Origin of the sequence: Mesorhizobium koreense (assembly GCF_031656215.1) — a bacterium.
Taxonomy (GTDB): Bacteria; Pseudomonadota; Alphaproteobacteria; order Rhizobiales; family Rhizobiaceae; genus Mesorhizobium_L; species Mesorhizobium_L koreense.
This window is the reverse complement of record NZ_CP134228.1, coordinates 3,577,319-3,595,795: the sequence shown is the minus strand read 5'-3', so window position 1 is coordinate 3,595,795 and position 18,477 is coordinate 3,577,319. Positions and strand designations below refer to the sequence as shown.

Here is an 18,477-nt window from a genome sequence, read left to right as displayed (position 1 = left end):
AGCTTGGTGGGCTAAGGAGTATACTGCCCTAAGCTTCGCCCGGCGCCGACTCGACCATCACCGCTTGCTCGGCAAGCGCGAGATGATCCTTGTGGTCCTGCGCCTCGATATAGACGCGCCGTACGTCGGGGAAGCGCGTCCGGATTTGCCGTTCCAGATTGCTCACCGTCGCTTCGACCTGTTCCGACGGAATGCCGCTCCCGAAATCGAGGCTGACGACGGCGAGGATTTCGTGCGGACCGAGATGCACGGTCCTCAGCTCGTTAACAGCTTCGACGTCCGGGTGATCCTGTAGCATCCGGCGAATCCCCGCCGAAAGCTCGGGATTCGCGGCCTCGCCTATCAAAAGGTCCTTCGTTTCGTAGGCCAGTACATAGGCGGTCACGCCGAGTACGATCCCGATGGCAATCGAGCCTGCCGCATCGTAGCGCGTGTCGCCGGTCCACAGGCTGAGCGCGAGGCTTGCCGCGGCGATCAGGACGCCGACGCAGGCGGCGCTGTCTTCCATCAGGACGATGAAAACGGCGGGATCCTTGTGCGCCCGGAAATGCTGGAAAAAGCTGCGTCCGCCGCGCGTTGCGTTGAACTCGCGATAGGCGACCGTCCAGGAAATGCCTTCGAAGACGAAGGCGGCGGCGAGCACGACAAAGGCCACGATGGGTGACTCCACCTCGTGCCCCGCTCCGAACGCCAGGATGCCCTCATAGATCGAGACTCCGGAGCCAAGCGCGAAGATCAGCATCGCCACGACGAAGGACCAGAAATAGAGTTCGACGCCGTAACCGAACGGATGGCGCTTGTCCGGCAAGCGGCGGGAACGGTTGATGCCGAGGAGAAGCAAAGCCTCGTTCGCCGTGTCGACGAGCGAGTGGACGCCTTCCGAGAGCATGGACGACGAGCCGGTGAAGAAAGCCGCGATGAACTTGACCACTGCGATCGCGCCGTTTGCGCCGATGGCGGCAATTACCGTGAAGCGGCTACCGCTTGCATCGTGGCGCGTGGTTGCCATCCGGCCGTTCTCCAGAGTTGCGGTCGAGCCGTACTATATGGATCGGATACGGAAATGCGACAGGCCGGTAATCGCTAGGCGGCGATCAGGGCCTTTACGCCGTCGGCCACGAATTGCACGGCAAGCGCCGCCAGGATGACGCCGAGAAGGCGGGTCAGGATGGAGCGTCCGGTCTGTCCAAGGAAGCGGTCGATCCGCTCGGCAAGGATGAAGACCAGCCAGGCGATGAACAGGCAAAGGAGAATGATCGCCGCGAGCGCAAACTGCGCGGTGACGCCACGGAACCCGCCGGAAAGCAGTACTGTCGCCGATATGGCGCCGGGGCCGGCGATCAGCGGTATGGCGAGGGGAAAGGCGGCGATGTTGTGGATCAGGTCCTTCGTGATGGCCACCTCTGCGCTTTTCTCTTTCCGGTCCTGTCGCTGCTCGAAGATCATCTCGAACGAGATGTAGAAGAGGAGCAGGCCGCCGGCGATGCGGAAGGCAGGAAGCGTGATGCCGAACATGTCGAGGATCGCTGTCCCGGCGACAGCGAAAAGCACGAGCACCACGAAGCCGATAATGCTTGCCCGTAGCGCCACCTGCCCGCGCTGCGCCCGATCCATTCCAGCGGTGAGGGCAAGGAAGAGCGGTGCCAGGCCGGGCGGGTCGATGGTCACCAGGATGGTGACGAAAGCATTGAACAGGCTGTCGTAGCTCGGCACGATTGCCCCCGAGATCTGGTCTGGAAGCTCCGGGGACGCGCCCGCCTGCCTCCGACCCCCACTGTCATAGACCATGGCGAGCCGACGCGGTAGCCGGGGCTTGACGGCGATGCCCGCTTCATGTCCTTCATGGCCCGTGAGGGGGTTCGGTTGGAGCCGGATCCGTCGGGGATTTGCGTTCGATGCGTCGGGCGGCCTTTATCTTGGCTTAATGTGACGGGATGCAACTGGGCGCGCCTCGGCCGTGGGGGCGCGTGCGGATTGCCTCCGTTTGAAAAAGATTGTGGTTCGACATTGATGGCTTATGCCATAGGTTCTACGGCAAGCCGCCGGGGCATCCCGGCTGATCGGATATGCCTGTTTGATGAACGTAGAGAACAAGACGGCCCCGCTGCCCGATACCCTCCATCCGATGCCGGCGGATGCGGATTTGCCGATCCGCTCCACCTATCTCCACGAGGAAGCGCTTAGGGACCTGGGCACGCGGCTTGCCGGCGGCGGCCCGGTCATCGATCCTGCGCTTGACGGGCTCAATTTTCATGAGCGCCTCGATGCCATCGCGGACACGATCCTCAAAGTGTACCGTGTCACCGATGCGGCGCAGAGCGCCGGCGAGACCGTAACGCCCGCCGCCCAATGGCTTCTCGATAATCACTATCTGATCGAAGAGGCGATCTATCAGGTCAAGCGCAACCTGCCGCCGCGCTTCTATCGGCAATTGCCGACGGTGAAGACGCCGGGCGGGCGCCGCATACCGCGTGTGCTCGCCATCACGTGGCTCTACGTGTCGCATACCGACAGCACCGTGATGCTTCAAAGCTTGCGCGCCATGGTGCAGGGCTTCCAGTCCGTCGAACCGCTCAGGATCGGCGAATTATGGGCGCTGCCGACGCTGTTGCGCTTCGTGCTTACGGAGAATCTTCGCCGTCTGGCCCTGCGCGTGAACCGCTCGCGCGAGTTGCGCCAGATGGCGAACGAGGTGGCCGACCGCGTCCTTGCCACGGATGACGAGGCGGCGCGCGAACGGTTTCTCGCCGCCTATACGCGTCATGCGCGCGATACCACCTTCGCCACCCAGCTTCTCTACAGGCTGCGCGACGGCTCGCAGAATTCCGGGCGGGCGCTGAGCTGGCTCGAGGCGGAGCTGGAAAAATCCGGCACCGACGCCGAGGAATCGATCGTCGCCGAACACCAGACGCTCTCCAGCGGCAACGTGACGATGGGCAACATCGTCCGCGGCCTCAGGATGGTCAACGACACCGACTGGACGACCTGGTTCGAAGGCGTCAGCCAGATCGACTCGCTGCTTCGCGACAACACCAATTTCTCCGATCTCGATTTCCAGTCGCGCGACCAGTATCGCAACACCATCGAGAAACTGGCCCGCCGCTCCGACCAGACCGAATACGTGGTGGCCAAGAAGGCGATCGAGCTTGCCGCTTCCGCCGGCACCGATCCGGCCGACGGCTCATCGGGGGAAAGCACGCCGCTCGATATCGGCTTCTTCCTCACCGGGTCGCGACGGCCGGAACTGGAGAAGGCCATCGGTTATCGGCCGCGATTCGGCCAGTTTTTCCTGCGCCTCTACCGGAAGGCTGGATGGCTCGGGCTTGCGGTGCCGGTCGTCGTACTGACCGCTTTCTTCCTGTGGCTGGCGGCGATCGCGCTGGCCGATGCTGGCCTTTCGGACGCCTCGCTCACCTTTTTGCTCGTCATCCTCGCGATCCCGGCGGCGGACGGTGCGGTCGGCCTGTTCAATACGATTGCGCTGCTGTTCCTCAAGCCGGCCACGCTGATCGGCTATGATTTCAAGGATGGGCTGCCCGCGGACGCCAAGACGCTCGTTGTCATCCCGTCCCTCATCGGCTCGCGCGAGGACGTGGAGGAGATCGTCCGCAATCTCGAAGTGCACTATCTCGCCAATGTCCGCGGCGAGATCTATTTTGCCGTGCTCTCCGACTGGCCGGACAGCCAGATGGAGCAGAGCGAGGCGGACCTCGAGATCCTCGCCCATGCTGCCAGGAAGATCGCCGAACTCAATGCGCGCCACCCCAAGGAAGGCGTACCGCGCTTCCACCTCCTGCATCGCCGCCGGCTCTACAATGAGGGCGAGCATTGCTGGATGGGCTGGGAGCGCAAGCGCGGCAAGCTGCACGAACTGAACCTGCTTTTGCGCGGTGATGCCGACACGACCTTCTTCACGCCGGATGCGCCGCTGCCGGAAGGCGTCGTCTATGTCATGACGCTCGACGTCGATACGCGCACGACGCGCGACGTGGTCAAGCGGCTCGCAGGCAAGCTGGCGCATCCGCTGAACAGGCCTGTCTTCGATGCCGCGCGCGGCATCGTGTGCTCCGGCTACGGCATCCTGCAGCCGCGCGTCACGGCGTCGCTGACGACGGGCGACGAGGCGTCCTTCTTCCAGCGGGTGTTTTCGGCGAACCGGGGCATGGATCCCTATGTGTTTGCGGTGTCGGACGTCTACCAGGACATCTATGGCGAGGGCACGTTCACCGGCAAAGGCCTATACCATGTCGACGCCATGGAGGCGGCACTTGCCGGGCGCATAGCTGAGAATTCCGTCCTCAGCCACGATCTGCTCGAAGGCTCGCTCGCCCGCGCGGCTCTCGTCAGCGACGTGGAGGTCGTCGAGGATTATCCGACACGCTATTCAGTCGACGCTTCGCGCCATCACCGGTGGGCAAGGGGAGATTGGCAGCTTCTGCCCTTCATCTTCGGCTCGGCGAGCCGCGTGCCGGCGGTCTCACGCTGGAAGATGATCGACAATCTGCGCCGCACGCTGACGCCCATCTTCTGGGTCGCTTCCTCGATCGCGGCATGGACGCTCCTGCCTTTCGCGCTTGCCGCGCAGTGGCAGCTCTTCCTGATCCTGATCCTCTTCGTCGCCCCGACCTTCGACATCGTCGCCGGCATCCTGCCGGAACGCGCCAACGTCACCTTGCGCGGCCATTTCCATACATTCGGCCATGACGTTGCATTCGGCACGGCGCAGGTGGCGCTCAGGATGGTGCTGATCGCGCACTCGGCCTGGCTGATGGGCGACGCCATCATCCGCACGCTCTACCGGCTTTTCGTCAGTCATGAGCATCTTCTGGAGTGGCGCACCGCGCTTCAGGCACAGCGCGGCGACAACGATCTACCCTCCTACTATCGCCAGATGGGCGGCGCGCTCGTCATCGCGGTGATCGGCTTCGCCATTCCCTTCGTGGCGGGCTCCAGCGGCATGCTGGTCGCCCTGATCTTCTCCATTTTCTGGTTCGTTTCGCCGGCATTCGCGTGGCTGGTCAGCCGCTCGGCCGAGACCGAGGATCGGCTTGTCGTCGCTCCGGAGGACCGGCAGGCGCTCAGGGTGGCGGCGCGGCGTACATGGCTTTTCTTCGAGACTTTCGTGACGGAAGGCGACCACTGGCTGCCGCCGGACAATTTCCAGGAAACGCCGCACCCGATCGTCGCGCACAGGACCTCGCCGACCAATATCAGCGTCTACCTGCTCTCGACCGTTGCGGCCCGCGACTTCGGCTGGATCGGCATGGGCGAGGCGATCGGCCGGATCGAACACACGCTCGATACGATCGACAAGCTCGATACGTTCCGTGGCCATATCTTCAACTGGTATGACACGCAAACGCTGCAACCGCTTCACCCGCGCTATATTTCCGCCGTCGATAACGGTAATTTCGCCGGCCACCTCGTGGCCATCGCGGCGGCCTGCGACGAATGGGCGACGGCGCCCGCCGCCTATATGGAAGGCGATTTCGACGGGCTGATCGACGTCGTCACTGTCCTCGACGAAGCGCTCGACATGCTGCCGGACGACCGCCGGCCGCTCCGTCCGCTCAGGCAGCGGCTGCGCGACCGCATTGGAGGCATGCGCCGTGCGGTCGAGGCGATCAAGCGCGAGCCGGAGATGGCCGCCGTCCGCACGATCAACCTGGCGGTGATGGCCGCCGAAATCCGCAAGCTTGCCGCCGCCGTCAACCAGGAGACGGAATCCGCCGCAAGCGCCGACCTGTCGCTTTGGGCGGACAAGCTTGCCGCCGCTTGCGATGCCCATGTCGATGACGCCCATACCGACGAGGCTAGGATCGAGGATTTCCGTGCGAGGCTGAAAGCGTTGGCCAAGCGTTGCCGCGCAATTGCCTTCGGCATGGATTTCTCCTTCCTCCTGCGCGAGGACCGGAAGCTGCTCTCGATCGGCTACCGTATGGCCGATCACCAGCTCGATGAGGCTTGCTACGACCTGCTTGCCTCGGAAGCGCGGCTTGCCAGCCTCTTTGCCATCGCCAAGGGCGATATCCCGACCGATCACTGGTTCCATCTCGGACGGCCGATCGTGGAGATCGGTTTCCGCGGCGCGTTGATGTCGTGGTCGGGCTCGATGTTCGAGTATCTGATGCCGCCGCTGGTGATGAAGGAGCCGCAGGGCGGCCTTCTCAACCAGACCCACCATCTCATCATCAAGCGGCAGATGCAGTACGGCCACGAGAAACGGATCCCGTGGGGCATTTCCGAAGCGGCCTTCAACGCCCGCGACCGCGACATGAACTACCAGTACACCAATTTCGGTGTGCCGGGGCTCGGCCTGAAGCGCGGGCTGGCGCTCAATACGGTGGTCGCGCCCTATGCGACGCTGCTCGCCAGCCAGTTCATGCCGCGTGAGGCGGTGCAGAACCTCAAGCGGCTGAACGGACTCGGCGCGCTCGGGCGCTACGGTTATCACGACGCCGTCGATTTCACCCCGCAACGCGTGCCGGAAGGCACCGACCACGCGGTCGTCTACAATTATTTCGCCCACCATTCCGGCATGTCGATCGCGGCGGTCGCCAACGTCGTCTTCGAGGGGCGCATGCGCGACCGCTTCCACAGCGATCCGGTGATCGAATCGGCCGAGCTTCTGCTTCAGGAAAAGGCGCCCCGCAACATCCCGACGGCGACACTCAAGACCGAAGCGGCGGAGCGCGCCAAGGGCGATACGCCGGCGGAGCTGCCGGATACACGGCTGGTGCTCAATCCGCTGGAGGCGATACCGGCGACGAACCTCGTCTCCAACGGCCGTTATTCGGTCATGGTGACGGCGGCGGGCTCCGGTTACAGCCGCTATGGCGATCTCGCCGTCACCCGCTGGCAAGCCGACCCGGTCGAGGACAGGCTGGGCACCTATCTTTTCCTGAGGGATGTCGAGACGAGCGAATGGTGGTCGGCCACCGCGGAGCCGAAGCAGGTTGCCGGCGAGACCACCTATACGCTGATGTCCGACGACAAGACCTCCTTCGTGAAGACGGTCGGCACGTTGCGCTCCGAGGTCGAATGCATCGTCGTGTCCGAGGGCAATGGCGAGGGCCGCCGCATCACCATCTCGAACGACGGCGCCAGCGAGCGCATCGTCGAGGTGACCTCCTATGCCGAGCTGGTGCTGGCGCCTGAAGCCACCGACAACGCCCATCCAGCCTTCTCCAAGATGTTCGTCGAGACCGAAATCGGCAGGCAGAACGGCGCGATCTTCGCGACGCGCCGCAAGCGCGACAAGAACGAAGCCGACATCGCGCTCGCCCATTTCGTCACCGATAGTTCCGGGTCGCAGCGCGAGGGTGAGGCAGAGACGGACCGCCGCAACTTCATCGGTCGTGGCCGGACGCTTTCGGATGCCGCCGCTTTCGATCCTGATGCCCGGCTGGCTGGCGGCCAGGGTTTCGTGCTTGACCCGATCATCGCGCTCAGGCGGCGGGTGCGCGTTGCGCCCAACAAGAAGGTGGTCTTGACTTTCTGGACCGTTGTCGGCGCCCACCGGGAAGAGGTCGAGGGCACGATGAGCCGGATCGACCATTCCGACAGCTTCGCCCGACAGGCCATGCTTTCCTGGACGCGCTCGCAGGTGCAGACGCACCATGTGGGATTGACGCTCGCAGAGGCGGCAAACGTCCAGAAGCTGGCGCGCTATCTGATCTATCCGGACAAGTGGATGCGCAGGCCGGCCGAGGCAATCGCGTCCGGCCTCTCCACACAGGCGGCGCTGTGGCCGCTCGGCATATCCGGCGATTTTCCGATCTTTGCGATCCGGATCGGCGATCAGGCCGATTTGGAGATCGTCGCCAACGCACTCAGGATGCAGGAATATCTGCGTGCGCGGGGGCTGGTGATCGACCTCGTGGTGGTGAACGAGCAGGCCTCCACCTACGTGCAGGACTTACAGCACGCGATCGAGGCGCTGTGTGAGAACAGTCGGGTGAGGGGACGCGAGCACGGTCCGCGCGAGCATATTTTCGCGATCCGCCGCGACCTCATCGACAAGAAGTCATACCGCACGGTGGTGACGGTCGCCCGCGTCGTCGTCCACACCCGCAACGGCACCATTTTCGACCAGATCGAGCGCGCAGAAGCGATCGAGATGCAGGCGAAGGGGATCACGCCGCCCTCCGGCGAGATCGCGCTGCCGGAACTGGTCGAGCAGAAGCGCTCGGCGGAACCCGACATCCTTCCGGTTGCCGCCGAACCACCCTCGGGCGATGGCCTGCAATTCTGGAACGGCTTCGGCGGCTTCGACGGGGAAAGCGGCGACTATGTCGTACGGCTCACCGGCACGCGCGCGACGCCGCATCCCTGGATCAACGTCGTCGCCAATGAGGGCTTCGGCTTCCATACTTCCGCCGAGGGCGCGTCCTTCACCTGGAGCCGAAACAGCCGCGACTTCCAGCTCACGCCATGGTCGAACGATCCGGTGAGCAACCGCCCGGGCGAGGCGATCTATATCCACGATTTCGCGAACGGCAAGGCGTTCTCGCCCTTCGCAGCCGTGGCTCGTGACCCCGCGGCGACATACGAAGTCCGTCACGGCCGTGGCTTCAGCGCCTTCCACACGATACGGGACAAGCTCGCCATGGAAGTGACGCAGCTTGTCGACCCGAAGGATCCGGTCAAGATTTCGCGGCTCGTCATCCGGAATGGCGGTTTCGAGCCGGCGAAACTGCGCATCTACACCTATGCCGAATGGGTGCTGGGCACCAACCACTCGAAAACGGGGCCGTCGATCATCCCCTCGCGCGACGCGGCAGCGGGTATTCTGATGGCGCGCAACGCCTACAGCCTGGACTTTGCCGAGCGCACGGCCTTCATGGCCGCCGACAGGCCGGCGGATTCAGTATCGGCCGACCGCCTCGAATTCCTGGGCCGCAAGGGGAGTTCCGTCCTGCCGCAGGCCGTGCTTTCCGGCTCCGTCTTGTCCGGTACGGTCGAGGCGGGTGGCGATCCATGCGCGGCCATGGCCTACGATGTCGAGATCGCGCCCGGCGAGGAAGCGACGCTTCTCTGGCTGATGGGCGACGCCGGTTCGCCGGAGGAAGCCGCCGAACTGGTGAAGCGCCATGCCGATCGCGATTTCGACGAGCGGCTTCAAGAAGCGAAGAAGGCGTGGGACGGCTTCCTCGACACGGTGCAGGTCGATACGCCGGACAAGGCGCTTGACCTCATGGTCAACCGCTGGCTGCCCTATCAGGCGCTTGCCTGCCGCATCCGCGCGCGCACCGCGTTCTATCAGGCGAGCGGCGCTTATGGATTCCGCGACCAGCTCCAGGATACGCTGGCGATGCTGACGCATGATCCCTCGCTTGCCGCCGCCCAGATCGAGAACGCGGCGGGGCGGCAGTTCCCGGGAGGCGATTTCCAACACTGGTGGCTGCCGCGCACGGGTGCGGGCGTGCGTACGACGATCTCCGACGACGCGGTATGGCTGGCCTATGGCGCCGCGCACTACATGAAGGTGACCGGCGACCGCTCCATCCTGGACAGAAAAGTTCCCTTCATCACTGGCGAGGCGCTGAAGGAAGGCGAACATGACTCCTTCTTTACGCCCACCGTCTCGGAGGAGAAGGCGTCCATCTACGAGCATGCCGCGCGCGGACTCGATCTGGCCATCAAACGCACCGGAGCAACCGGCTTGCCGCTGATCCTCGGCGGCGACTGGAATGACGGCATGAACCGCGTCGGCGAGGGCGGCAAGGGCGAGAGCGTGTGGCTCGGCTGGTTCCTCCTGAAGACACTCGACGACTTCATCCCGGTTGCCCGTGAAAAGAAGGACGACAAGCGTGCAAGCCGCTGGGCGGCGCATTCGGAGAAGCTGGCAAAGACGCTCGATGGGTCGGCATGGGACGGCGAATGGTACCGGCGCGGCTCCTACGACGACGGCACGCCGCTTGGCTCGCACCTCTCCGACGAGTGCCGGATCGATTCCATCGCCCAGTCATGGAGCGTCCTCTCCGGCCGGGGGGATCCGAAGCATGCCGCGCAGGCGATGGATTCGGCGACAAGGCTACTGGTCGACGACGAATTCGACATCGTTCGGCTGTTCACCCCGGCTTTCGACAAGACCTCGAAGGAGCCGGGCTACATCAAGAGCTATCCGCCCGGCGTTCGCGAAAACGGCGGGCAGTATACGCATGCGGCGACCTGGTTCGTCATCGCGCTCGCCGAACTCGGCCGCGCGGATGAGGCGTGGCACGCCTTCCGCAAGCTCAATCCCGTCGAACATTCCCTTGAGGAGGCGTCCGCCGTGCGCTACCGCGTCGAGCCTTACGTGGTCGCCGCCGACATCTACGGCAGTGATGACAAGGGCGGTCGTGGCGGCTGGACCTGGTATACTGGCTCCGCCGGCTGGCTTTACCGCGCGGCGGTCGAGGGTATTCTCGGCATCCGCAAGGAAGCGGACCGGCTGGTCGTGGCGCCGGCGCTGCCCGCCGATTGGGAAGGTTTCTCCGCCGTGCTTCGCCCTGGAAAGGCGGTTTATCGCATTCGGGTGACCCGCGGCGGCACGGCCACGGTGGAAATCAATGGCGAAAAGAGCGGGGGTAATTCCTTCGCGATCGCCGACAAGGGCGAGTTCGATGTTGAGGTCACGGTGACGGGCCGGCGCGCAACCGCCGCGCGCGCGAAGAAGGGGCAGCGCGCCAACGCCGCAGAGTGATTTCTGAAGGATCTACCCGAAAATGGTGCCGTACATGGCATGCGCGGCGCCGGCGACGAGCGCGATGACCAGGAAGGCGATCACGCCGACGATGAGGCCGGCGAACAGGCAAAGTCCGTCGCGTTCCGATAGCGCCAGCGACAGCAGGAAGATGGAAAAGGCCGGCAGCCAGTTGCCGAGGGGGATCGGCAGCGTCACCGCGATGGCGAAGACGAGCGCCACCGCGCCGATCACGCGATCGGCGGACCGCTCGTTGCGGAATGGCCAGTAGCGAGGCTGGATCAGCCTTTCCAGCCAAAGAAGCCGTGGCATCGCCTTTGCCGTCATCCTGCGGAATTTGTCCGCCGGGATCGAACGGTCGAGGATGGAGCGTGGCAGCCATACCCTGGCATGGCCGAGCACCATCTGCACTGCGATGATGATGAGTGGCGGTCCGAGGACGACCGTCGTGCCAGGCGGCAACGGCAAAAGGTTGATGGCGGCGAAGAAAGCCAGCAACGCGGCAAGGCTACGGTCGCCAAGCGCATCCCGCACACGCCAGATGGTGATCGGTTCGGATGCGTCGTGTGACAGTTCCTCGAAGACGACCGACATCCGACGCGGTGCGCGAGGGCCGTACGTGCCGGCCGCGGGCGCCTGGTCGGACTCCATCATTTCCTGTCTCAATGTCACGCCTCGTGGGCCGTGCCTCGCCGGACCGACCTTCGCCCGTTCGCCCATCATTCGAGATGGCTGTTAAAGATTGATTGTGGCGCAAGCAACCGTTCTGTCGTCGGTGGCCTTCAACTTTGCGCGGCGGCGCGCGCAAGGCCCGGCTCGAGGTCCCCATAGCCCGTGCGCCGCTTCTCGTATCCAAGCCCCAGCATCCTGGCGGCGTCGATCGCCACCTTCTCCAGTTCCGGGTCGTCGGTCTGGGCGAGGTAGATCACCTTTTCGTAATTGCCGAAAAAGTCCCTGGCGAGCTCGGGATGCTTGTCGAGGCCGAGCGGCTTGATGAAGAATGCCTCGAACTGGCGGCACAGGAAATCCGTCATATAGAAGGACATCATGTCGTCTTCGCCGATCTTCGCGAAGGCGTCCATGCCCTGATAGAAGGCGAAGCAGTGCGGGCCGGGCATCCGCTCTACGCCGTGTTTTTCAAGCACCTTGTCGAGCATGCCGCCTGTGCCGCAATCGGCATAGCCGGCGAAGATATGCTTGTAGCCTTCCGCCCGCGCCTTCTCGATGGCCGCATCCATCGCCGGCGCGATGCGATCCGGGTAGTAGTGGAACTCGGCAGGGAGGCAGGTGAGTTCCAGATGGTCGAGCCCCAGGCGTTCCTTGACCGCAAGCACCTCGCGGGCGATCATTCCGCAGGCGATCACGAGAACCTTTTCGGCATCAGGGCGTTTCATGATCGCCTATATAGCATTCTGCCGCCGAAACCGCGGCATATCCGGAGGACAAGCATGAAGAATTCGATTGTGTCGCGGCTCATCATCATCGTGGCGCTGGCCGCATTCGCGGCCGGTTGCGCCAATACGATCCGTGGCGTCGGCAAGGACGTCAAGAGCAGCGCCAACGCCGTGGAGGATGCCGTCAACTGACGATGCCCTGTATCGGCCGCAGCCAGATCCGAGCCCGTCAGCTCGCGGCGCGGAGATTGTGCTTGCGCTTCATGAAGTCCTTGGCGGTTTCCACCGCCACCGCCGCGTCGCGGCAATAGGCGTCGGCGCCGACGGCCTTGCCGAATTCCTCGTTGAGCGGCGCGCCGCCGACGAGCACGACATAGTCGTCGCGCATACCTTTTTCCTTCAGCGTGTCCACAACGACCTTCATGTAGGGCATGGTCGTGGTCAGAAGCGCCGACATTCCGAGGATGTCAGGCTGGTGCTCCTCGATCGCCGCGAGGTACTTCTCGACCGAGTTGTTGATGCCGAGATCGATCACGTCGAAGCCGGCGCCCTCCATCATCATACCGACGAGGTTCTTGCCGATATCGTGGATGTCGCCCTTGACCGTGCCGATCACGAGCTTGCCCTGCTTCGGCGCGCCGGTCTCGGCCAGAAGCGGCCGCAGGATGAACATCCCCGCCTTCATGGCGTTTGCGGAAAGCAATACCTCCGGCACGAAAAGGATGCCGTCGCGGAAGTCCTCGCCGACGATGCGCATGCCTTCGACCAGCGCTTCGGTCAGCACCTTGTAGGGCATCCAGCCGCGATCGAGCAGGATGTGCGTTCCTTCCTCGATCTCCTCCTTCAGTCCGTCATAAAGATCGTCGTGCATCTGCTGCACGAGTTCCTCGTCGGAAAGTTCGGAAAGGATGATCTCGTCGTCGGACATGGGACTGCTCCTTCGATCGCGGCCCGCCTGGCAGGCCCCCGGACATGCGGGCCATTCATATTCTTCTCTTCACCCCGGCATATAGCCGATTTGCGACGCCATGCAAAAATAAAGCGACTGAAATTAAAGTAGTTTTCCGGCCGCGTTTCTTTGGCGCTTTTGCGACAGACGCTGGCGCTTGCTGAACGTTTCCGGCAAGGTGCATCGCTACGATCCCGGCAGGAGCGGCCGGCACAAGCCGAGAGCCGCCGATTGCACAACATCTGATCGAGGAATGGGTTCATGGACGAGAACCTGGCAAGCGAACACGAAGCAGCCGGTGGAAGGCGCGCGCGCGCCGACAGGGGAGGCGGCGCGGCGGCAAGGCGCGCGGCCCGTTCGGGAGGCGGCCCGGGCGTCCAGCAGCCCTATATCAACCGCAAGATCAAGGTCTACGAGGTTCTCGACGAAGAAGGCCTCGCCCTTATCGAGAAGAACGCCGACACGGTTCTGGAAGAAGTCGGCATCATCTTCCGCGATGACGAGGAGGCGCTGAAGCTCTGGAAGGATGCGGGCGCGGACGTTCGCGGCGAGCGTGTGCATTTCCCCAAAGGTCTCTGCCGCTCGTTGCTGACGACCGCGCCCGAGACCTTCACGCAGCATGCGCGCAATCCCGAACGCTCGGTCCAGATCGGCGGCAAGGCGACCGTCTTCGCGCCGGTCTACGGCCCACCCTTCGTGCGCGACCTCGACGGCAACCGCCGCTATGCGACGATCGAGGATTTCCGCAATTTCGTGAAGCTCTCCTATCTGGCGCCGTCCATGCACCATTCCGGCGGCACCGTCTGCGAGCCGGTCGACATCCCTGTCAACAAGCGCCATCTCGACATGGTGTTTGCGCATATGCGCTATTCCGACAAGCCGTTCATGGGCTCGGTCACGGCGCCGGAGCGTGCCGAGGACACGGTCGCGATGGCGAAGATACTCTTCGGCGAAAAGTTCGTCGATGAGAACACCGTCATCATCAACCTGATCAATGCCAACTCGCCGATGGTCTTCGACGAGACGATGCTCGGCGCTGCCAAGGTCTACGCCCGCAACAACCAGGCGACGATCATCACGCCCTTCATCCTCGCCGGTGCCATGAGCCCGGTAACGGTGGCCGGCACGCTGACGCAGATCCTGGCCGAGGTGCTGGCCGGCGCCTCGTTCACGCAATTGATCCGGCCGGGCGCGCCGGTCCTGTTCGGCACCTTCGCCTCGTCGATCTCCATGCAATCGGGGGCGCCTACCTTCGGCACGCCCGAGCCGTCGCTCGTCTCCTATGGTGCGGCGCAGCTTGCGCGGCGGCTGAAGCTGCCGTTCCGCACCGGCGGCTCGCTTTGTGGCTCCAAGATCGCCGACGCGCAGGCCGCCTATGAGAGCGCCAACACGCTGAATTCGACGTTGCTGTGCGGTGCCAATTTCGTGCTGCACGCCGCAGGCTGGCTGGAGGGCGGTCTGGTCTCGGGCTACGAGAAATTCATCATGGATGCCGACCAGCTCGGCATGCAACAGAGGTTCGCCGAGGGCGTCGACCTGTCCGAGAACGGCCAGGCCATGGACGCCATCCGCGAGGTCGGACCGGGCAGCCACTATCTCGGCTGCGCGCATACGCAGGCGAATTTCCAGACGGCCTTCTACCGCTCGACCATCGCAGACAACAATTCCTACGAGCAATGGCTGGCGGAGGGCGAGAAGCGCGCCGACCAGCGCGCCAACGAGCTTTGCCGGCGCTGGCTGGACAGCTACGAGGCGCCGTTCCTCGACCCGGGCATCGAGGAGGGGCTGAAAGACTTCATCGCCGAGAAGAAGGGGTCGATGCCCGACGCCTTCACTTGAAAGGAGCCCGTGTCAGGCCGGGCTAAAGTGGCCGACATCATTCATAAGGAAGTCTGGCGCAGCGCCTTTCGCGAGCCGGAGTGAGGGATGTCTGTGTCAGCCGGGTTGCCTGATTATACAAGAATTGATATAAGTAACGGCTGATGAAGCGTGTGGAATTTCTTGGAGATTCGCTTGCTGAAATTCGGCGATTCCCGGAAGTCGCGCGGAAGGAAGCCGGGGTCCAGTTGCATAAGATCCAACTTGGGTTCGATCCGAGCGACTGGAAACCGATGAGTTCGGTCGGACCCGGTGTACGAGAAATTCGCATTCGGGATGAGGCGGGGGCGTTCCGGGTTTTCTATGTAGCGAACCGGGGCGACGCGCTCTACGTCCTGCACGCGTTCCAGAAGAAGACACAGCGAACGGCAAAGCACGATCTGGACATGGCAATTTCGCGCTTGAAGCAAATCTGAGAGGCTTCATGGACAGGCAAAGTTTTGAGAACGTATGGGATGCGCTGGAGGACACTCCGTCGGATGCGGCAAACATGTCCATGCGATCCAACCTGCTGATCGCTATCGAACGGCAGGTGCGCGGCTGGAACGTTACGCAGGCCGAGGCGGCACGGAGACTTGGCATTACGCAGCCTCGCCTCAACGATCTCCTGCGAGGTCGGATCACAAACTTCAGCCTGGATGCGCTGATCAATCTCGCCAGCGCGGCGGGCTTGACCGTGCGATTGCAAATCGCGGACGCGGCGTGACGATTGGACTACCGATCGGACCCCAAGGCGACGGGAGGCGATCGATCAATGTTACCGAGATCTCCGCTGCCCTGTCGCCTAGCGGCCTCATCCTGCGCGGTGGCATCAATTTCGACGCCGGTGAAGATACGCCGCCCGGGCCTACGGGCGCTCCCGCGAAAGCCGTGCTTCTCGTGGGGCAGGGCGGAGCGGCGCCATGGCCGCATTTCGAGGCGTGGCGGAAAAGGCAGCCGGCCGACCTCGCGAACCCGCTCGACACATGGTCCTCGGAGATCATCGGTGCGGTGGCGCAGCAATTCGGAGCGAGGCCGGTGTCGCCGTCGGATCGGCCGTTTCTGCCGTTCCAGCAATGGGCGATGCGTGCCGAGGGTCTGAAAACCTCGCCGCTCGGCATCCTGATGCATCCCGAATACGGATTGTGGCACGCCTATCGTGGCGCGCTCCTTTTCGACAAGGCGATCGGGATTCAGCACCGCGAGGCCGGCATGCATCCCTGCGACGATTGCATTTCCAGGCCCTGTCTTTCGACCTGTCCGGTCGGCGCATTCACCGTCGATGGCTTCGCCTTCGATCGTTGCATTGGCCATCTGCATTCGCCCGAGGGCGTGGCCTGCCTCGAAAAAGGCTGCCGGGCACGGAACGCCTGCCCGGTCGGCACGGCCTATCGCTACCCCGCGGAGGTACAGGCCTTCCACATGGCCAAATTCGTCTGCTAACGCATTTTTGTTTCGTCGCCATCTTGCATGCTGAAATCGCCCGCGCCAAGTTCAATGAACGTTGAATGAAGGGTGGTCAAGGCAATGCGTGATATCGAGATCAGGACAAAGGACGGAACGGCGAAGGCGGCGTTTGTGCCGCCGGCATCGCCGACAGCCAGGGCGGGCGTTATCTTCTACATGGATGCGTTCGGCCCACGCGCTTCCCTCTATACGATGGCCGAGCGCCTGGCCGGACAGGGCTACGCCGTGCTGGTGCCGGATCTTTTCTATCGCTTCGGCGCCTACGGCCCCTTCGATGCGAAGACCGCTTTCGCCAATGAGGTGACCGGGCCGCAGATCAGGAAGATGCTAGCCGAGACGACGCAGGAAATGACCATGTGCGACAGTGGCGCCTTCCTCGACGCCTTGCACGAGAATGGGGCGACCGGGCCTATCGGCGCCGTCGGCTATTGCATGGGTGGCGCGCGTGCGTTGAACGCCGCCGGCGCCTGGCCGGACCGCATCGTTGCGGCGGCGAGCTTCCATGGCGGCAATCTCGCTTCCGACGCGCCGGATAGTCCCGCCAACCGGGCCGCATCCATCAAGGCGAGGGTCTATGTCGGTTCCGCCGAAGTGGACAACAGCTTCCCGCCGGCGCAGTCCGCCCGTCTTGCCGAGGCGCTGAGGACGGATGGGGTCGATCACATCATCGAGAATTATGCCGGGATGCAGCACGGCTGGTGCGTGCCGGACCATCGGGCCTACGATGAAAAGGGAGCCGAGCGGCACTGGAGGCGGCTGCTGGAATTCCTCGCCGACACACTGGACGGCTAGCGTTCGAATATACGCCTGCGGTGCCGACCTTTCTCGAAGGACACCTGATCAGCATCGGCTCGAAGCCTCGGCCCTTCCGCCTGCCATCGGCGGCATCCTGCCGGCGCGGCGTTCGGCGACGGAGGAGAGAAGGGCAATGCCCGCGCCGACGATCATCGCCGCGACACCGACGAGCGGCAGGCTGCGGTAGCCGTAGCCACCGTCGAGCAGCATCGCTCCGATCGATGCGGCGAGCGCGATACCGACATTGAAGCCGGAGGGGATGAGCGAGGAGGCGAGGTTCGGCGCGTCGGCCGTCCAGGCGAGGATGCGCGTCTGCACCGCCGTGCCGATCGAGAAGTTGAGCGCTCCCCAAATGGTAAGCGCAATTGCCATCGGCAGCGCATAGGGGCTGACCAGATGGACCACAAGCAGCACCAGCGCCTGAACGAGCAGGGTTGTGACAAGCCCGCGCATCATGTTGCGGTCGGCTAGCCTGCCGCCGGCGAATACGCCCAGCGTCGAACCCAGGCCGATCAGGAGCAGCATCCACGGCACGGCATCCTCGCCGAGATGCGTAACGTTGCGAAGCATCGGCGCGATATAGGTGAAGGGAATGAACTGGGCCATCATCAGCATCAGCATGATGATGAGCGAGGTCCATACCTGCTGGCGGGCGAGCACGCGCACCTCCGTTCCAAGGCCGGCCGGCCGGGAAGAAGCACCGGCGGAGCGCGGCAGGAGGGTAACCGCCGCCGCAATCGCCACGATGCCAAGCGCGAACATTGCCCAGAAGGTTGCGCGCCAGCCCCAGACATTGCCGATCGCCGTGCCGATCGGAACGCCCACGATGTTGGATATGGTGAGGCCGGCAAGCACGATCGCCACTGCCCGGCCGCGCCCTGCTGGCGGCACGAGGCTGACGGCGACCACCATTGCGACCCCGAAGAAGCAGCCATGCGCGATCGCGGTGGCGAAGCGGAAGGCCAGCATGGAGCCGAAGTCCGGGGCCAGTGCGCAAGCCGCCTGTCCGACGACGAAGGCGACGGTGAGCGCGACGATCAGCATGCGGCGCGACACGCGGGCGGTGGCGATGGTGAGAAGCGGCCCGCCGATGGCGATGCCGAGCGCGTAGGCGGAGACAAGATAGCCGGCGGCCGGCACGCTGACGTTCAGTCCATCGGCGACCTCCGGCAGTACGCCGGCGATGACGAATTCGGTCGTGCCGAAGGCGAAGGCTGCGATGAAGAGGGCGACTAAGGGAAGCGACATGAAAAGATTCGGCCGGATTTCGAAAAGCCTTCAGACAACACGTGTCTGCGTTGAGCGACAAGCCAGAAATCCTTATCGGA

The 18,477-nt window shown here is 63.8% G+C and carries 13 protein-coding genes; 7 read left to right on the top strand and 6 right to left on the bottom strand.

Features of this window, described 5'->3' with window-relative positions; genetic code table 11:
* Window positions 1-28: 28 nt before the first annotated feature.
* Both RBH77_RS17080 and RBH77_RS17075 read right to left on the bottom strand, forming a co-directional pair.
* A complete protein-coding gene (locus RBH77_RS17080) occupies window positions 29-1,009 on the bottom strand; it encodes a cation diffusion facilitator family transporter (RefSeq protein ID WP_311028782.1) in 981 nt (326 codons plus the stop codon).
* Window positions 1,010-1,083: 74 nt separating this feature from the next.
* The gene (locus RBH77_RS17075; protein ID WP_311028780.1) at window positions 1,084-1,713 is read right to left on the bottom strand and encodes a MarC family protein; all 630 of its coding nucleotides are present in this window, start codon (window positions 1,711-1,713) and stop codon (window positions 1,084-1,086) included.
* Between the two features lie 364 nt (window positions 1,714-2,077).
* On the opposite strand from RBH77_RS17075, the gene RBH77_RS17070 reads away from it, so the two are divergent.
* Window positions 2,078-10,687 carry a glycoside hydrolase family 94 protein gene (locus RBH77_RS17070; RefSeq protein ID WP_311028779.1) on the top strand — a complete coding sequence of 2,870 codons (8,610 nt, stop codon included), beginning with the start codon at window positions 2,078-2,080 and terminating at the stop codon, window positions 10,685-10,687.
* Window positions 10,688-10,699: 12 nt separating this feature from the next.
* Here the strand turns inward: RBH77_RS17070 and RBH77_RS17065 are convergent, their stop codons facing one another.
* Both RBH77_RS17065 and RBH77_RS17060 read right to left on the bottom strand, forming a co-directional pair.
* The gene (locus tag RBH77_RS17065; RefSeq protein ID WP_311028778.1) at window positions 10,700-11,341 is read right to left on the bottom strand and encodes an exopolysaccharide biosynthesis protein; all 642 of its coding nucleotides are present in this window, start codon (window positions 11,339-11,341) and stop codon (window positions 10,700-10,702) included.
* 128 nt (window positions 11,342-11,469) lie between these two features.
* Window positions 11,470-12,081, bottom strand: coding sequence for a DUF1638 domain-containing protein (locus RBH77_RS17060; protein ID WP_311028777.1), 612 nt, complete (start codon window positions 12,079-12,081; stop codon window positions 11,470-11,472).
* A gap of 54 nt (window positions 12,082-12,135) precedes the next feature.
* On the opposite strand from RBH77_RS17060, the gene RBH77_RS17055 reads away from it, so the two are divergent.
* Entirely contained in the window at window positions 12,136-12,273 is a 138-nt protein-coding gene (locus tag RBH77_RS17055) for an EncA/B family entericidin (protein ID WP_311028776.1), read from the top strand.
* A gap of 37 nt (window positions 12,274-12,310) precedes the next feature.
* Here RBH77_RS17055 and RBH77_RS17050 read toward each other — a convergent pair whose 3' ends face one another.
* A complete protein-coding gene (locus RBH77_RS17050; RefSeq protein WP_311028775.1) occupies window positions 12,311-13,009 on the bottom strand; it encodes a cobalamin B12-binding domain-containing protein in 699 nt (232 codons plus the stop codon).
* 282 nt (window positions 13,010-13,291) lie between these two features.
* Here RBH77_RS17050 and RBH77_RS17045 point away from each other — a divergent pair, with 282 nt between their 5' ends.
* The 5 genes from RBH77_RS17045 to RBH77_RS17025 all read left to right on the top strand — a co-directional run bounded on the left by RBH77_RS17045 (window position 13,292) and on the right by RBH77_RS17025 (window position 17,146).
* Window positions 13,292-14,869 carry a trimethylamine methyltransferase family protein gene (locus tag RBH77_RS17045; protein ID WP_311028774.1) on the top strand — a complete coding sequence of 526 codons (1,578 nt, stop codon included), beginning with the start codon at window positions 13,292-13,294 and terminating at the stop codon, window positions 14,867-14,869.
* Window positions 14,870-15,012: 143 nt separating this feature from the next.
* Window positions 15,013-15,324, top strand: coding sequence for a type II toxin-antitoxin system RelE/ParE family toxin (locus tag RBH77_RS17040; RefSeq protein WP_311028773.1), 312 nt, complete (start codon window positions 15,013-15,015; stop codon window positions 15,322-15,324).
* A gap of 8 nt (window positions 15,325-15,332) precedes the next feature.
* The gene (locus RBH77_RS17035) at window positions 15,333-15,614 is read left to right on the top strand and encodes a helix-turn-helix domain-containing protein (protein ID WP_311028772.1); all 282 of its coding nucleotides are present in this window, start codon (window positions 15,333-15,335) and stop codon (window positions 15,612-15,614) included.
* A gap of 2 nt (window positions 15,615-15,616) precedes the next feature.
* A complete protein-coding gene (locus RBH77_RS17030; RefSeq protein WP_311032585.1) occupies window positions 15,617-16,330 on the top strand; it encodes a hypothetical protein in 714 nt (237 codons plus the stop codon).
* Between the two features lie 84 nt (window positions 16,331-16,414).
* A complete protein-coding gene (locus tag RBH77_RS17025; RefSeq protein ID WP_311028771.1) occupies window positions 16,415-17,146 on the top strand; it encodes a dienelactone hydrolase family protein in 732 nt (243 codons plus the stop codon).
* Between the two features lie 48 nt (window positions 17,147-17,194).
* Here RBH77_RS17025 and RBH77_RS17020 read toward each other — a convergent pair whose 3' ends face one another.
* Entirely contained in the window at window positions 17,195-18,397 is a 1,203-nt protein-coding gene (locus tag RBH77_RS17020; RefSeq protein ID WP_311028770.1) for an MFS transporter, read from the bottom strand.
* Between the last annotated feature and the right edge of the window lie 80 nt (window positions 18,398-18,477).

Bases quoted from the DNA above. Each gene is read 5' to 3' on its own strand.
- RBH77_RS17035 (WP_311028772.1), top strand. From the start codon at position 15,333: ATGGACAGGCAAAGTTTTGAGAACGTATGGGATGCGCTGGAGGACACT.
- RBH77_RS17025 (WP_311028771.1), top strand. From the start codon at position 16,415: ATGCGTGATATCGAGATCAGGACAAAGGACGGAACGGCGAAGGCGGCG.
- RBH77_RS17060 (WP_311028777.1), bottom strand. From the start codon at position 12,081: ATGAAACGCCCTGATGCCGAAAAGGTTCTCGTGATCGCCTGCGGAATG.
- RBH77_RS17040 (WP_311028773.1), top strand. From the start codon at position 15,013: ATGAAGCGTGTGGAATTTCTTGGAGATTCGCTTGCTGAAATTCGGCGA.
- RBH77_RS17055 (WP_311028776.1), top strand. From the start codon at position 12,136: ATGAAGAATTCGATTGTGTCGCGGCTCATCATCATCGTGGCGCTGGCC.
- RBH77_RS17020 (WP_311028770.1), bottom strand. From the start codon at position 18,397: ATGTCGCTTCCCTTAGTCGCCCTCTTCATCGCAGCCTTCGCCTTCGGC.
- RBH77_RS17045 (WP_311028774.1), top strand. From the start codon at position 13,292: ATGGACGAGAACCTGGCAAGCGAACACGAAGCAGCCGGTGGAAGGCGC.
- RBH77_RS17080 (WP_311028782.1), bottom strand. From the start codon at position 1,009: ATGGCAACCACGCGCCACGATGCAAGCGGTAGCCGCTTCACGGTAATT.
- RBH77_RS17050 (WP_311028775.1), bottom strand. From the start codon at position 13,009: ATGTCCGACGACGAGATCATCCTTTCCGAACTTTCCGACGAGGAACTC.
- RBH77_RS17070 (WP_311028779.1), top strand. From the start codon at position 2,078: ATGAACGTAGAGAACAAGACGGCCCCGCTGCCCGATACCCTCCATCCG.
- RBH77_RS17065 (WP_311028778.1), bottom strand. From the start codon at position 11,341: ATGATGGAGTCCGACCAGGCGCCCGCGGCCGGCACGTACGGCCCTCGC.